We start from the raw sequence: 12,934 nt of genomic DNA, 5'->3' as shown, positions 1-12,934 counted from the left end.
ACTTGATCTTGCTCCCGTGTTGCGCCCTCATTGCGTGGTGGACGTTGAATTCTAGGCACGACGGTTCCGTTGTGCCGGTGCGCAATGGACGCCATAAACGAGAGGACGGCCGATGGCTTCCGCAGGGTGGGGGAGAATCGCACACAAGCTCGAAGCGACTCGGCGTCGCGTGGCCTCGCTGGAGTGGGACGCCGAGCGCCGCAACAGCTTCGTCCCCTACACCGCCGAGCGCGACTCGGCCTACGTCGACCTGGACGGCCGGCGTCTGCTGATGATGTCGGGCTACAGCTACCTCGGCCTCTCCGGTGACGAGCGCGTGGTCTCCGCCGCACAGGAGGCCGCCGCCCGTTACGGCAGCGGCAACCACGGGGTGCGCGCGCTGGCGGGTTCCATTCCGCTCCACGAGGAGCTGGAGGCCGAGATCGCCGAGATCGCCGAGCGGGACCGGGCCATCGCCTTCGGCTCCGGTTACGCCGCCAACGTCGGGACGATCGGCGCGCTCGTCGGCCCCGGCGACACCGTCTTCGTCGACAAGTACGCCCATGCCAGCATCGTGGACGGCTGCAAGCTCAGCGGCGCCACCGTGGTCCGCTTCCGGCACAACGACACCGAGCACCTCACACGGCGGCTGGAGGCCTCCGCGCCTGGCGGGGTCCGCCTGGTGATCGTCGACAGCGTCTACTCGATGGACGGTGACATCGCCCCCCTGCCACGGCTGCGCGAGGTCTGCGACGCCCACGAGGCGCTGCTGATGGCCGATGAGGCCCACGCCCTCGGCGTCATCGGCCGAACCGGCCTGGGCATCGAGGAGCACTTCGACCGCGAGGTGCGGGTGGACGTCAAACTCGGCACCCTCTCCAAGGCCATCCCCTCCATGGGCGGCTGGGTCGCCGGGTCGGCCGAGCTCATCGGCCATCTGCGCTACGCCGCCCGGCCGTTCCTCTTCTCCGCCGCGCTCGCCCCCGCGTCGGCCGCCGCCGCCCTGGCGGCGCTGCGGGTGCTGCGCGCCGAACCGGAGCTCGTCGCCCGGGTCCAGAGCCACGGCGCCCGATTCCGGGACCTGGTCAGGGCGGGCGGGATGCGGACCGGCGACAGCGAGACGGCCGTCATCCCGCTCATCGCCGGTACCGACGAGGCCGCCTACGACTTGGCGACCGCCGCCCGAAGGCTGGGCGTCATCGGCCTGCCGGTGGTGACCCCCGCCGTCCCCCGCGACCTGGCCCGGCTGCGCATCGCCGTCACCGCACGGCACACGGACGCGGACATCGAATTCGCGGCCGAGGCGTTCCTCAAGGCCGCGGGGGAGTGCGGCCTGCCGGCCGCCTGACCGGAGCCGTCCGGCCCGGGCCGAAGGACCTTGGGCCCAGGAGCCCAGGAGCCCAGGAGCCCAGGCCGGACGGCCAGGCGCGGCAGCGCGCCCGGGGCCCGGGGAACCCGGAGCCGTGGGGCCCAGGGCCGCGCCCCCGTAGCCGTACGGGACCCGACGCCGCGCCGGACCCCGCCGGGCGACCGCCCCGGAGAGCGGCGGGGAACAGGCCGTGCTCGCTTGCTCCGGTCGGCCCGAGACCACCGGAGAGGGAAGGAGAGAACAGACCATGCGTACTCCGGCAGGACGTCCCGCCCGATCGGACGTGGCCATCAGCGGCATGGGTGTCGTCACCCCGGCCGGTTGTACCACCGAGGAGCTGTGGACCGCAGTCTCGGCCGGCCGCTCCCTCGCCGCCGACCTCACCCACTTCGACGTCGCGCAGCACCGCATCCGCATCGGCTGCCGGGTGCGCGGCCTCACCGACGACGGCCGGGACCACCCCTGGCAGCGGGTGCTGGCGAGCAAGGACGCCCAGCGGCTCGACCCCTTCGCCCGGTACGGACTTGCCGCCGCCCTGGCCGCGCACGCCGACGCCGGGCTCCCCGAGGCCTCCGCCGCTCGTTGCGCGATCGTGGTCGGCAACGCCGTCGGCGGGCGTACCACCAGTGACCAGGAGTCCGTGAACTTCGCGGCCCGCGGCCCCCAGGGCGTCCGCCCACTGATGCCCCTGATGACGATGCCCAACGCCGCCGCCGCGCAGATCGCACTCCAACTGGGCTGGCACGGCCCGGCCCTCACGGTCAGCACCACCTGCGCCAGCGGCGCCGACGCCATCGGCCTGGGCGCCGCGATGCTCCGGGACCACCGCGCGGACCTCGTGATCGCCGGAGGCTGTGAGGCGACCCTCACCCCGATCACTCTCGCCGGTTTCGGCAACCTCAACGCCGCCTCCACCCGCACCGACGCCGCGACCGCGTGCCGCCCCTTCGACGAGAGCCGGGACGGCTTCGTCATGGGCGAGGGAGCCGCCTTCGTGGTCCTGGAGCGGGCGGAGGACGCCCGGGCCCGGGGTGCCCGCCTCCACGGCCTCGTCGCCGGGCACGCCGCCACCTCCGACGCGTACCACCTCTCCGCCCCGCACCCCGACGGCGCCTTCGCCGCCGACGCCATGTCCGGTGCCCTCACCGACGCCGGGCTCACCCCCGCCGACATCGCCCACGTCAACGCCCACGGCACCGCCACCGTGCACAACGACCGCGCCGAGGCCGCCGCGCTGGCGAAGGTGTTCGGGCCGTACGGGCTTCCGGTGACCGCCAGCAAGGGCGTCATCGGCCATCTCATCGGAGCGGCAGGGGCCGTCGAACTCGTCGTCGCCGTCCTGTCGATGAACGCGGGCGCGGTGCCGCCCACCGCCAACCACACACGAACGGAGCCCGAGATGGAGATCGACGTGGTCCACGGTGCCCCACGGCCCGTCGCCCTCGGCCCCGCGCTGACCAACTCCTTCGGCTTCGGCGGCCACAACAGCAGCCTGGTGGTGACCCCCGCATGACACTGCCCGGACCCCTCCTCGACCCGGCAGCCCCGCCGTTCGACCCAGCGGCCGCCCACCACTACCGCACGGTGACGCGCCAGGCCCTCGGCCGGGCGGAGCCCGCCCGACCCGACGCGGGCCCCCTCATAGCCTTCGTCCTCACCCACCCGCTCGCCGAACGCACCGTCGCCGGCCTCGCCGCCGGGCACGGCCCGTACTCCCTGGTTCACCTCGCCCAGGAGATCGAGCTGCTCGCCCCGCTGCTGCCCGGCACCGCCGTCGACGCCCGCGCCGAGGTGCTCGGGGCGCGCGTCGAACCCAAGGGCACCCGCCTCGCGTTGCGCACCCGCCTCACCGACCGGGAAGCCGGGACCGCGGTCGCCGACCTCACCGCGCACATCCTGCTGGTCGGCATCCGCGCCACCGAGCCGCACGGCGCACTCGCCACGGCCCCCGCGCCCCGCCAGGAGGCGCCCGGTACGCCGGTGAGCCACGCCGTCGCGATCGACCGGGACTGGATCGCCCGCTACGGCGAGGCCGCCGGGGATCTCAACCCCGTCCACCTCGACCCGGCGGCCGGCCAGGACGCGGGCTTCCCCGACGTCATCGCCCACGGCATGGCGCTGGTCTCGCTGGCCGTCGAGGAGATCGCCGAGCGGTACGCCGACGGGCACGCCGACCGCGTCCGGGCGCTCGGCGCCCGCTTCGCCCGCCCGGTGCTCCCCGGCACGGACACGGCCCTCGAACTCACTCCGCCGTCCGCGCCGCCCGGCCCCGGAGACACCGTCCTGTTCACCGTCCGCTCCCAGGGGGCCGTCGCCGTCAAGGGCGGCTGGGCCCGCCTGGGACCCGCAGAGGGAAGGCACCGATGACCGACCGACACGGTGAGACCGCCGAGGCCGTCCTGCGCTGGGCCGAGAAGACCCCCGACGCCCCCGCCCTGTGGTGGAACGGCACCGTCACCACCTACCGTGAGCTGGCTGACGAGACCGCCGCCGCCCGCGCCCGCCTTGCCGAACACCTCCCCGTCGGCGCCACGCTCGCGGTCCTCGACGCCAAGGCGCCCCGGACCGTCGCCACCGTTCTCGCCTGCCTCACCTCCGGCCGCCCCGCCCTGCTTCCCTCGCCCACGCTGCCGCGTGACCACCTCGCCGCCGTGACCGCCGAGGCGGGCTGCCGGTACGCCCTGGCAGGGGAGGCCGTCACGACCCTGACCCCGCAGTCCGGCGACGCCCGGAAGCAGGCCGTCGCGCCGGGCACCGGCTTCGTCCTGACCACCTCCGGGTCCACCGGAACGCCCAAGGCCGTCCCCCTGCCCCACGACGGCGTGGACGCCTTCACCCGCTGGGCCGCCGACGCCTTCGGTATCACCGAGGGGACCCCCGTCCTCAACTACGCTCCGCTCAACTTCGACCTGTGTCTGCTCGACGTGTGGACCACGCTCGCCCATGGCGGGCAAGTCGTGCTCGTGGACCCGGCGGTCGCCGCCAGCGGCCCCCGCCTGCTGGGCCTGCTGCGCGCCCACCGGATCGAGGTGGTCCAGGCGGTGCCGCTCTTCTACGCGCTGGTCTCCGCCGCCGCGCGGGCCGAGGGAGGCGGCCCGCTGGAGACCGTGCGCCATGCGGTCTTCACCGGGGACGTGATGGCCGAGCAGACCCTCGCCGCCCTCGCGGCCCTCGCCCCGGGCGCGCGGCTGCACAACGTCTACGGCTGCACCGAGACCAACGACAGTCTGATCCACGAGGTCGACCGGGACCGGCCGCTGCCCTCCCCGCCGCCGCTGGGCCGCCCGCTCCCGGGCGTGCGCATCCGGCTGAGGGACTCCGCGGGCCGCCTCGTCACCGGCCGGGGCGAGCTGGAGGTCTCCACGCCCTTCCAGAGCACCGGCTACCCTGACCGGCGGCGTACGGCCGAGAAGTTCATCACCGACCCGGCCGACGGTCCCGGCGGCGGGGCGCGCTGGTTCCGCAGCGGCGACCTGGTCGAGGCCGACGCCGACGGGGTCCTGCGGCTCGTAGGACGCCTCGACCACCAGGTGAAGATCAGGGGCGTCGCCGTCAACACCGCCGAGGTCGAGCAGGTGTTCCTCGACCACCCCGACGTCGTGGAAGCCGGGGTGACCACCCTGCCCGACCCCGTCGAGGGCCGCCGCCTGGTCGCCGTGGTCCGGCTGGAGCGCGACTCCACCGCGACCAGCCTCGACCTCAGACGTCACTGCGCCGCCCGGCTGCCGCGCGGTTCGCTGCCCGCCACCCTCGTCCCCGTACGCGAGCCTCTGCCCCGTACCAGCACCGGGAAGGTGGACCGCCGGGCCCTGGCCGCGATCCGCCCCGCGGCGCCCCAGGCACCGGCCGCGCCGGTCGGCACCGGGTCCTGACGGCCGCGTACACAGGCACGTCCCGCACGAACACGCCGTACCAGCACGTCTGTACGCACACCCCGTACGACCCCTTCCGTACCACCACGCCCGTACGACACCTCCGTACGACACGTCTGTACGAACACCCGCCAAGGAGCGCCTCGTGAGCAACGCCGACCAGATCAGCGAGTACATCGTCCGGGAGTTCCTGCCCGACCTCACCCCCTCCCAACTGCCGCATGACCAGGACCTCCTGGGCGACGGCATCATCGACAGCCTCGGAGTCCTCAAGCTGATCGCCTGGGTCGAGCTCCACTTCGAGCTCGCCGTCGGCGACACCGACCTCGACCCGGACAACTTCCGCAGTGTCCAGGCCATCGACGCCTACGTCGCCCGCTCCCGGGGCGCCTCCGTCACGGGCAGCTGAGCCGTGCACCCCGCCCTCGTCCCGGTCGTCGACCGGCGGGCCCTGACCGACGCGGACCACTGGGACGCGCTGTGGCAGGCACTGGCCGACGGAGCGCTGGACCGCGCCGACGTCCTTGCCCTGCTCGCCTCGCTCACCGCTGCGCTCCCCGACGGCCCGAGCCTGCTCGCGCTCCTCGACTCGCTGGACCGGCGCCGCCCGGCCCCGCCGTCCGCGCCCTGGCCCGGCACCGTCAACGTGGTGGGCACCGGGGGCGGGCCCCCGACCGTCAACCTCTCCACGGCGTCCGCCCTGGTGGCCGCCGCCACCGGCGTCCGGGTCGTCAAGTCCGGTTCGCGCGCCCACACCGCGCGGACGGGCTCGGTCGACCTCCTGGACCGCCTCGGCGTCCCCCTCACCTCCTCCCTCGACCACACCGCCGACCACCTGGCCGCGTGCGGCATCGCCTTCACCGGCCCGTTCGTCTACCCCGGCCAGCTCGCCCGGCTCGCGCTGCTCGCGGCCCCCACCCCGATGCGGGTCTTCGGCCGCTTCCTCAACACCCTCGGCCCCTTCCTGGCCGCCGTCCCCGTGGCCGCCCAGGTCACCGGAGTCTCCGCGACCGAACCTCCGCTCCCGCTCCGTACCCTCGCCGCCCGGCCCGGCGGCCCCGAGACCTGGCTGACCACCAACGCGGCGGGCGCCGACGAACTCCTCAGCGTCACCGACAACACGCTCCACCTCCCGGGCGGCGACACGCACACGCTCCGGGCCGGCGAACTGGTCCCCTCCGATGGCACCCTCGACGACCTCGCCCCCGTCTCCCGGGAGGATGTGGCCGACCACTTCCGGACCGTCCTGACCGGCCGGGCGGGCGCCCCGCTGCGCGCGACCCTCCAGCTCAATGCCGCCGCGCTCGCCGTCGCCTCCGGCCACCGCGACGACTGGGCCACGGCCGTCGCCGAAGCGGGCGCAGCGCTCGACGACGGGGCCGCGCTCGGACTGCTGGAACGCCTCACCACGACCCGCGCGCGAGGAGTGAGCCGCGTTGGCTGAGTTCACCCACGGGTTCTTCGGCGAGGCACGCGCCCGCGCCGAACTGGGCCTGGCCGTCTTCCTGAACGCCGGGGATCCGCCCCTGCCCGTCCTCAAGGACTGCGTCGCCATGCTGGACGAGTCGGGCGTCGACTGCCTTGAACTAGCCGTCCCCTTCCCGGACTCGCCCACCGACGGGCCCGTGGTACGGCGCTCCGCCGACAGGGCGCTCGCCGAAGGCGTGGGCCTCGCCGAGACCCTGGCCTTCGTCGCGGCCGTACGGCCGTCCCTGACGCGCCTGCGCATAGCCCTGCTCGCCGACTGGAGCCACAGCCTGCGCACCGCGCCGCCGGCCGACTACGCGCGGGCCGTGGCGGACAGCGGCGTCGACGCCCTGCTCGCCCACGGTCTGCCACCCCGGCTGCGTCCCGCCCACCACGAGGCGCTGCGCGAGGCCGGACTGCCCGAGGTCACCACCTGCTACCCGGCGAGCCCCCCGGCCACGGTGACCGAGGCGGCGGCCCACGCCACCGGCTACCTCTACCTGGTCGCCCGCTACGGACGCAGCGGCAGCGGCACGCCCTCCACCGGCCACGCCGGACTGGCCCCGATCGTCGGCTCCCTGCGTGACTTCACAGCTTCCCCGATAGCCGTCGGCTTCGGGGTATCGACCGCCGAGGACCTCACCTCCGTCGCACTGAGCGGCGCGGACGCGGCGATCGTCGGTTCCGCCGGGGTGGCGGTGGTGGAGCGGGCCCGCGAGACCGGGGCGGACCCGGTCGACGCCTACCGCTCCTTCATCGCCGCCCTCACCACAACCCCCACGTCCCGAGGAGGACACCCGTGATCATCCGCAATCTCGAGAACGCCAAGACCGTCGAGTGGGGCAACGGCCTCAGCCGCCGCTTCATCGTGGACGCCGACGGCCTGGGCTACAGCATCACCGACACCACCGTCCTGGCCGGGACCAAGTCCCGGCTGCAGTACCGCAACCACCTGGAGACCTGCTACTGCATCGAGGGCTCCGGGGCGGTCGTGGAGCTCGACGGCACCAGCCACCCGCTGACGCCGGGCGTCCTGTACGCGCTGAACGACCACGACCCGCACTACCTGATCGCCTCGCCCGACGAGGACATGCGGCTGGTCTGCGTCTTCGCACCCGCGCTCCGTGGCGACGAGGTCCACAACCTCGACGAGAACGTCTCGTCGGCCTACTAGCCGACCAGTTCAGCGGGCGCCCGGTTCGTCACGCTTCCCCCGCCCGTAACCGACCGAGGCCACCCGCACGGCCCGTACGGAAGGCTCCGCAGTGAGGCACCGCAACGCAGATCAGCAGGCACTGAGCGTCGGCATGGCCCAGTGGGGCAAGACCCTCAGCGAAGGACACGTCGAGGCGGACGCGCGGTCCGCCTTCGACCCGGCCCGCTGGCGGGCGGTGAGTGAGAGCGGGGTGCTGGGGCTGCCCTTCCCCGAGCGGTGGGGCGGCGCCGGCCAGTCCCTCGTCACCACCCTCCACGTCCTGGAGACCCTGGGCGAGACCTGCCGGGAGACCGGCCTCAACTTCTGCGTGACGACTTCGATGGCCAGCACCGGGGTGCCGCTCGACGCCTTCGGGACGGACTCCCAGCGGGAGCGCTTCCTGCCGGGCATCTGCTCCGGGGAGCTGATCGGCGCCCACGCCATCACCGAACCCGACAGCGGCTCCGACGCGATGGCGATGACCACCCGGGCCGAGCGGGACGGCGCGGACTACGTGCTCACCGGCGGCAAGGCGTTCGTCAGCAACGGCCCGATCGCCGACGTCTTCGTCGTCTACGCCCGCACCCACCCCGACGGCGGTCCGCTCGGGACCACCGCCTTCCTCGTCGAACGCGGTACGCCCGGCCTCTTCGTGGGCGAGCCGACCGCCAAGATGGGTCTTCGGACCGCCCCGTTGTCCACCCTGCACCTCGACGGCTGCCGGGTCCCGGCCGACCGCGTCCTCGGCCGGGCCGGCGGCGGGCTCGTCGTCCTCGACCACGTGATGAAGCGCGAGATCCTCTTCGGTTTCACCGTCGGCCTGGGCGAGATGCGCCACCGGCTGGAGCGCGCCGTCGCCTACGCGCGCGAACGCCGCGCCTTCGGCCACCCCATCGGCGACTACCAGGCGGTCTCGCACCGAGTGGTCGACATGAAGATCCGCACCGAGACCGCCGCCAAGTGGCTGTACGACACCGCCGAGCGGCTCACGGCGGGGGAGGACGTCACCGCCGACCTCGCCATCACCAAGATCCTCGCCAGCGAGGCCGCCCTGTCCACCAGCCTCTCCGCGATCCGTGTCTTCGGCGGCGCGGGCTACCTCTCCGAGGTCGGCCTGGAGAAGGACCTGCGCGCCGCCGTCGCCGGCACCCTCTACTCCGGCACCAATGACATCCAGTACAACCGGATCGCCTCGACCCTGGGGCTCGGGGGATGAGCGCACCGCCGCCGGCGCCCCGGCCGCTGCTGAAGGTGTGCGGGGCGACCCGCATCGAGGAGGCCGCCGCTGTTGCCGCGCGTGCCGATCTGGTCGGCCTCTGGTACGGCGTCGAGGGCGGCGCCCACGACGTGCCCGCCGCCGTGCCCGAGCTGGCTGACGCCGTCCGCGCCGGGGGCCGGGCCGAACCCGTCCTCGTCACCTTTCTGCATGACGCCGACCGGCTCGCGCGGGCGGCCCGGGCGGCCCGCATCCGCTGGATCCAGCTCCACGCCTACCAGCCGCCCCGGGCAGTCGCCGCCCTGCGCGCCGCGCTGCCGGACGCGGTTCTCGTCAAGGCCGTGCACGTCGTCGACGGGCGTTGCGTCGAACGTCCTTTCTTCGGGGCCTACGCGCGGGCGGGGACCGACCTGTTCCTCGTGGACGCCGCGACCCCGGGCGGCGGGGTCGGCAGCACCGGCCACCGCCTCCCGCCCGATGCGCTGGAGCCGCTGCTGCCCGCACTCGGGCTGCCCTTCCTGCTCGCCGGGGGCCTTACCGAGGCCGACGCGGCGCGCCGCCCGGACCTCGGGGCGGACCCCGGCTTCCGGGGCGTGGACGTGGACAGCGCCGCCCGGGGCGACGACGGCCTGCTGAGCGCCGACCGGGTCGCCGCCCTGGACCGCGCCTGGACGGGGACGGGAAGCCCGCCGGGGATGCACGCCGGGGCCGGTCAGGGCGCCCGGTCCCGTACGGACGCCCCTCCCGCGTCCACCACCCTGCAAGGGAACCCGACATGACCCAGCCCCTGCCCTTCATCTCCGCGCTCCTCGGCGCCGAGCGCCCTCTGATCATGGAGGTGAAAGCCCGCGACGCGCACGGCGGCAACCTGCTGCGTGGCCGCAGCCCCGGCGACCTGGCTGCGGCCTATGAGCGGTCCGGTGCCCCGTGCGTCTCCGTCGTGACCGGCCGGTGGTTCGGCGGATCGGCCGCCATGCTGACGGAGGTCACCTCCCGGGTCCGCGTCCCCGTGCTGCTCAAGGACTTTGTCACCCGCCGCGACCAGATCGCTGCCGCAGCCTCGGCGGGCGCCTCGGCGGTGCTGCTGACGGCCGCGCTGCTGCCGCGTGAGTCTCTGGTGGGCCTCGCCCGGGAGTGCCGGGAGTACGGCCTCACCCCCTTCGTCGAGATCACCCGCGCCGAGGAGGCGGCCGGCCTGCCCGACCCGCACCGCTGCGTCATCGCGGTCAACAACAAGGACATCACCGCCAAGGAACGCGACGCGGGAGACCTGGACCGCAGCCGGGCCCTGCTGCCCGCCGTACGGGCCGCGGGCACCCTCTGCCCGGTCAGCGCCAGCGCGGTGAGCGGTCCAGAGGTCGCTGCCGGGCTGCTGGCGGAGGGGTACGCCGCCCTGCTCGTCGGGACGGCGCTCCTGCGCGCGCCCAGCGTGGAGGCATGGCTGCGTGAGTTCGACGCCTGCCGCGCCGGGGCCGTCGTGCCGGGGACGATCCCGGTTCCGGCGACCGCCTCCGTACCTCCCTCGGCGCCCGCGCCCACCCCCGCCGAGCCGCCGCTCCCGGCCGGCCCCGTCGTCGAGGCGGAAGGAGCGCCGGTGTGAGCGCCGCACCCATGGAGACCGTCACCACCGACGGGGTGGAGCGGATCGTGCTCGGACGCGGCCGCCACCGGCTCGGCGCCTGGCGGGCCGCCCCCGCCACAGGCAGGCCCCGGTCCGTACTCGTCGCGATCCATGGCCGGGCGATGTCCCCGGGCTACTTCGCCGGACCGGTCGCCCCGCACACCTCCCTGCTCGCCCTCGCCACCTCCCTCGGCCACACCGTCCTCGCGGTCGAGCGGCCCGGCTACGGCCTCTCCCGCTCGTCGCTCCCGCTCGGCCTCCCCCTGGCGGACCAAGCCCGACTGCTGCGCCAGACGCTCGCCGACTACGCCGAACTCCACCCGGTCGGGGCCGGGTTCTTCCTCCTCGGCCACTCCGACGGCGGTAAGACCGCCATGTACCTGGCGGGCGAGCCATGGGGCGAGGCCCCGGCCGAGCGCCTGCTCGGGCTCGACCTCAACGGCTGCGGCCGGCACTACTCTCCGGCCGCCGCCCACTTCCCCGACACCCTGGGTGGCGGCGCGGGCCGGCTCAACTGGGGACCGCTGCGGCTCTATCCGGGCGGCACCTTCCACGCCGGCCGCGCCCTGCTCCGCGACGTCCCGGCCGCCGAGGAGGCCGATACCGCCCTCTGGCCCGCCCGCTTCCCGGGCATCGCGGCCCGGGTGTGCTGCCCCGTGCGGCTCACTTTCGGGGAGTACGAGGGCTGGTGGCGCCTCGACCGGGACGAACTGGCCTCCGTGGCCGACTGCTTCACCCGGATACGCCGCCCCGCGGTCGAACGCGTCCCTGAGGCGGGCCACAATCTCAGCCTCGGACTGGCCGCCCCCCGCTACCACTTGTGCGCGCTGGCGTTCCTGGAGGAGTGCCTGACGACCGCACCGGCCACCGTCCGGTGACGACCGCGTATGCGTCCGAGCGTGTGAAGCATGGACCACACGTCCCTCCGCCTGCTGGGATGGTCCTCAAGTAGTGCGGACGGTGCGTTCTCGCGCGCGCACCGTCCGTCAGCAGCCGGGAGATCCCACCCGATCGATAGGACGGCAACGTGAGCCACTACCCTCCGCCCAGCCCCGCACCGTGGGCGGCGCCTTCCTCCCGGCCGCCCGCGTCTGTGCCGCCTGGCCGCGACCGGGTCGCGGGGCCGCTTCTGGTGGCCTCCGTCCTCTGCACCGGCCTGATGGCCGGGCTGTTCTTCGCCTACGACATCTCCGTCATGCCGGGCCTCGCGGAGCTGGACGACCGCACGTACGCGGCGGCCATGCAGCGTTTCAACGCGGTGATCGACGGCAGCGCGCTGTTCGGCATGGTCTTCCTTGCCACGCTGGGCCTCACGGTCGCCTCCGCGATCGTGGCCTTCCGGAAGAAACGCCACGCGGTCGCCGTGCCACTGGTCGTCGCGGCCGTCTGCTACCTGGCGGTGCTCGTGATCACGGTCGCGGTCAACCTCCCGCTCAACGCGGAGCTGGCGGCGCTCGGGAACACGGCCACCGCCAAGGACCTCCCGGCGGTGATCGAGGACTTCAAGTCGGTGTGGGTGCCGGTGAACGCCGTCCGGACCGTGCTGTGCGTGCTGAGCCTCGGGGCGCTGTGTTCCGCCCTGCTTCGTTACGGCCGCGCGACCGCGACCGCGCCCTTCCGGCCTGTGTGACCTCCGCCCGGCGTGACGTCCTGCCCGGTGCGACCGTCCGGTCTCCGCCCAACCTCCGGGGCGGGGGCCCAAATCGGGAATTCCGCGCGTCGGGCGATGAGGTGAAAGGGGGCGAAGAGTGCCCGGTCGTGGCCGGGAATTGTCCGACCGAAAGCCCGGTATTGTTCGCGAGGGCAAATTCTCCGCGAGCCCATTCTCGTTCCGCCCCGTGCTTTGCGTTCATGTACGGTCGCGGGGCAGATTTCCCGTGTCCGAGGGGTCGATGCCCTCGTCGCGGAAGGCGGGTTCGTCCAGGGCCGGGCACGGCGCGGCGGGCACTTCATCGACGACGCCGGGCCGGACCTGCGCCGTCATCGAGGGCAGCGCCGTCGGCGCCGGCGACGGCGGCCTGAGGCCGAAGCAGATCGCGCGGGCGCTCGGGCTGCGCCCGGCCCAGGCGAGCGCGATCGCCTGGCTGCTGAAGTTCGTCGCCAAGCACTCCTTCAACGCCTTCGTGGTCCACCGGATCATCATCGGGCTTGTGATCTTCGGCCTGCCGGCCACGAACGTGCTCGGCGCGTAGGACCTGTCCGCGCGCCCCGTCGT

At 74.2% G+C, this 12,934-nt stretch carries 14 protein-coding genes; all 14 read left to right on the top strand.

The features are described 5' to 3' along the window. The first annotated feature begins 112 nt into the window (after nucleotides 1-112). The 14 genes from AB0I23_RS12730 to AB0I23_RS41665 all read left to right on the top strand — a co-directional run bounded on the left by AB0I23_RS12730 (nucleotide 113) and on the right by AB0I23_RS41665 (nucleotide 12,911). Entirely contained in the window at nucleotides 113-1,327 is a 1,215-nt protein-coding gene (locus AB0I23_RS12730) for an aminotransferase class I/II-fold pyridoxal phosphate-dependent enzyme (protein WP_359109234.1), read from the top strand. A gap of 268 nt (nucleotides 1,328-1,595) precedes the next feature. After that, the gene (locus AB0I23_RS12725) at nucleotides 1,596-2,861 is read left to right on the top strand and encodes a beta-ketoacyl-[acyl-carrier-protein] synthase family protein (RefSeq protein ID WP_359109233.1); all 1,266 of its coding nucleotides are present in this window, start codon (nucleotides 1,596-1,598) and stop codon (nucleotides 2,859-2,861) included. Next, complete coding sequence (locus AB0I23_RS12720; RefSeq protein WP_359109232.1) at nucleotides 2,858-3,715, top strand: MaoC/PaaZ C-terminal domain-containing protein; 858 nt, start codon at nucleotides 2,858-2,860, stop codon at nucleotides 3,713-3,715. The genes AB0I23_RS12725 and AB0I23_RS12720 overlap by 4 nt, the downstream gene beginning before the upstream one ends. Continuing rightward, complete coding sequence (locus AB0I23_RS12715) at nucleotides 3,712-5,220, top strand: AMP-binding protein (protein ID WP_359109231.1); 1,509 nt, start codon at nucleotides 3,712-3,714, stop codon at nucleotides 5,218-5,220. Before AB0I23_RS12720 ends, AB0I23_RS12715 begins: the two co-directional genes overlap by 4 nt. A 145-nt stretch (nucleotides 5,221-5,365) precedes the next feature. Continuing rightward, nucleotides 5,366-5,629: an acyl carrier protein gene (locus AB0I23_RS12710; RefSeq protein WP_359109230.1), complete on the top strand. Its 264-nt coding sequence runs from the start codon at nucleotides 5,366-5,368 to the stop codon at nucleotides 5,627-5,629. A 3-nt stretch (nucleotides 5,630-5,632) separates the two neighbouring features. Further along, nucleotides 5,633-6,664, top strand: a complete 1,032-nt coding sequence (locus tag AB0I23_RS12705; RefSeq protein ID WP_359109229.1) for a hypothetical protein — start codon at nucleotides 5,633-5,635, stop codon at nucleotides 6,662-6,664. Next, nucleotides 6,657-7,490 (top strand): tryptophan synthase subunit alpha, encoded by an 834-nt coding sequence (gene trpA, locus AB0I23_RS12700; protein WP_359109228.1) that lies wholly within the window; start codon nucleotides 6,657-6,659, stop codon nucleotides 7,488-7,490. Before AB0I23_RS12705 ends, trpA begins: the two co-directional genes overlap by 8 nt. Then, a complete protein-coding gene (locus tag AB0I23_RS12695; protein ID WP_359109227.1) occupies nucleotides 7,487-7,861 on the top strand; it encodes an ectoine synthase in 375 nt (124 codons plus the stop codon). The genes trpA and AB0I23_RS12695 overlap by 4 nt, the downstream gene beginning before the upstream one ends. A 91-nt stretch (nucleotides 7,862-7,952) precedes the next feature. Continuing rightward, nucleotides 7,953-9,098, top strand: coding sequence for an acyl-CoA dehydrogenase family protein (locus AB0I23_RS12690; protein ID WP_359109226.1), 1,146 nt, complete (start codon nucleotides 7,953-7,955; stop codon nucleotides 9,096-9,098). After that, entirely contained in the window at nucleotides 9,095-9,877 is a 783-nt protein-coding gene (locus tag AB0I23_RS12685; RefSeq protein ID WP_359109225.1) for an N-(5'-phosphoribosyl)anthranilate isomerase, read from the top strand. Before AB0I23_RS12690 ends, AB0I23_RS12685 begins: the two co-directional genes overlap by 4 nt. Beyond that, on the top strand, nucleotides 9,874-10,698 hold the full coding sequence (locus AB0I23_RS12680) for an indole-3-glycerol-phosphate synthase (RefSeq protein ID WP_359109224.1): 825 nt from the start codon (nucleotides 9,874-9,876) through the stop codon (nucleotides 10,696-10,698). Before AB0I23_RS12685 ends, AB0I23_RS12680 begins: the two co-directional genes overlap by 4 nt. Then, complete coding sequence (locus tag AB0I23_RS12675) at nucleotides 10,695-11,597, top strand: alpha/beta fold hydrolase (protein ID WP_359109223.1); 903 nt, start codon at nucleotides 10,695-10,697, stop codon at nucleotides 11,595-11,597. The genes AB0I23_RS12680 and AB0I23_RS12675 overlap by 4 nt, the downstream gene beginning before the upstream one ends. 149 nt (nucleotides 11,598-11,746) lie before the next feature. After that, nucleotides 11,747-12,349: an anthrone oxygenase family protein gene (locus AB0I23_RS12670; protein WP_359109222.1), complete on the top strand. Its 603-nt coding sequence runs from the start codon at nucleotides 11,747-11,749 to the stop codon at nucleotides 12,347-12,349. A gap of 262 nt (nucleotides 12,350-12,611) precedes the next feature. Next, on the top strand, nucleotides 12,612-12,911 hold the full coding sequence (locus tag AB0I23_RS41665) for a hypothetical protein (RefSeq protein WP_436846925.1): 300 nt from the start codon (nucleotides 12,612-12,614) through the stop codon (nucleotides 12,909-12,911). The last annotated feature ends 23 nt before the right edge of the window (nucleotides 12,912-12,934 follow it).

It is taken from the genome of Streptomyces atratus (genome assembly GCF_040655115.1).
GTDB lineage: Bacteria > Actinomycetota > Actinomycetes > Streptomycetales > Streptomycetaceae > Streptomyces > Streptomyces atratus_D.
The sequence above is the reverse complement of the archived record's forward strand: the minus strand, read 5'-3'. Positions and strand labels throughout refer to the sequence as shown.

Bases quoted from the DNA above. Each gene is read 5' to 3' on its own strand.
- AB0I23_RS12685 (WP_359109225.1), top strand. From the start codon at position 9,095: ATGAGCGCACCGCCGCCGGCGCCCCGGCCGCTGCTGAAGGTGTGCGGG.
- AB0I23_RS12720 (WP_359109232.1), top strand. From the start codon at position 2,858: ATGACACTGCCCGGACCCCTCCTCGACCCGGCAGCCCCGCCGTTCGAC.
- AB0I23_RS41665 (WP_436846925.1), top strand. From the start codon at position 12,612: ATGCCCTCGTCGCGGAAGGCGGGTTCGTCCAGGGCCGGGCACGGCGCG.
- AB0I23_RS12715 (WP_359109231.1), top strand. From the start codon at position 3,712: ATGACCGACCGACACGGTGAGACCGCCGAGGCCGTCCTGCGCTGGGCC.
- AB0I23_RS12680 (WP_359109224.1), top strand. From the start codon at position 9,874: ATGACCCAGCCCCTGCCCTTCATCTCCGCGCTCCTCGGCGCCGAGCGC.
- AB0I23_RS12725 (WP_359109233.1), top strand. From the start codon at position 1,596: ATGCGTACTCCGGCAGGACGTCCCGCCCGATCGGACGTGGCCATCAGC.
- AB0I23_RS12730 (WP_359109234.1), top strand. From the start codon at position 113: ATGGCTTCCGCAGGGTGGGGGAGAATCGCACACAAGCTCGAAGCGACT.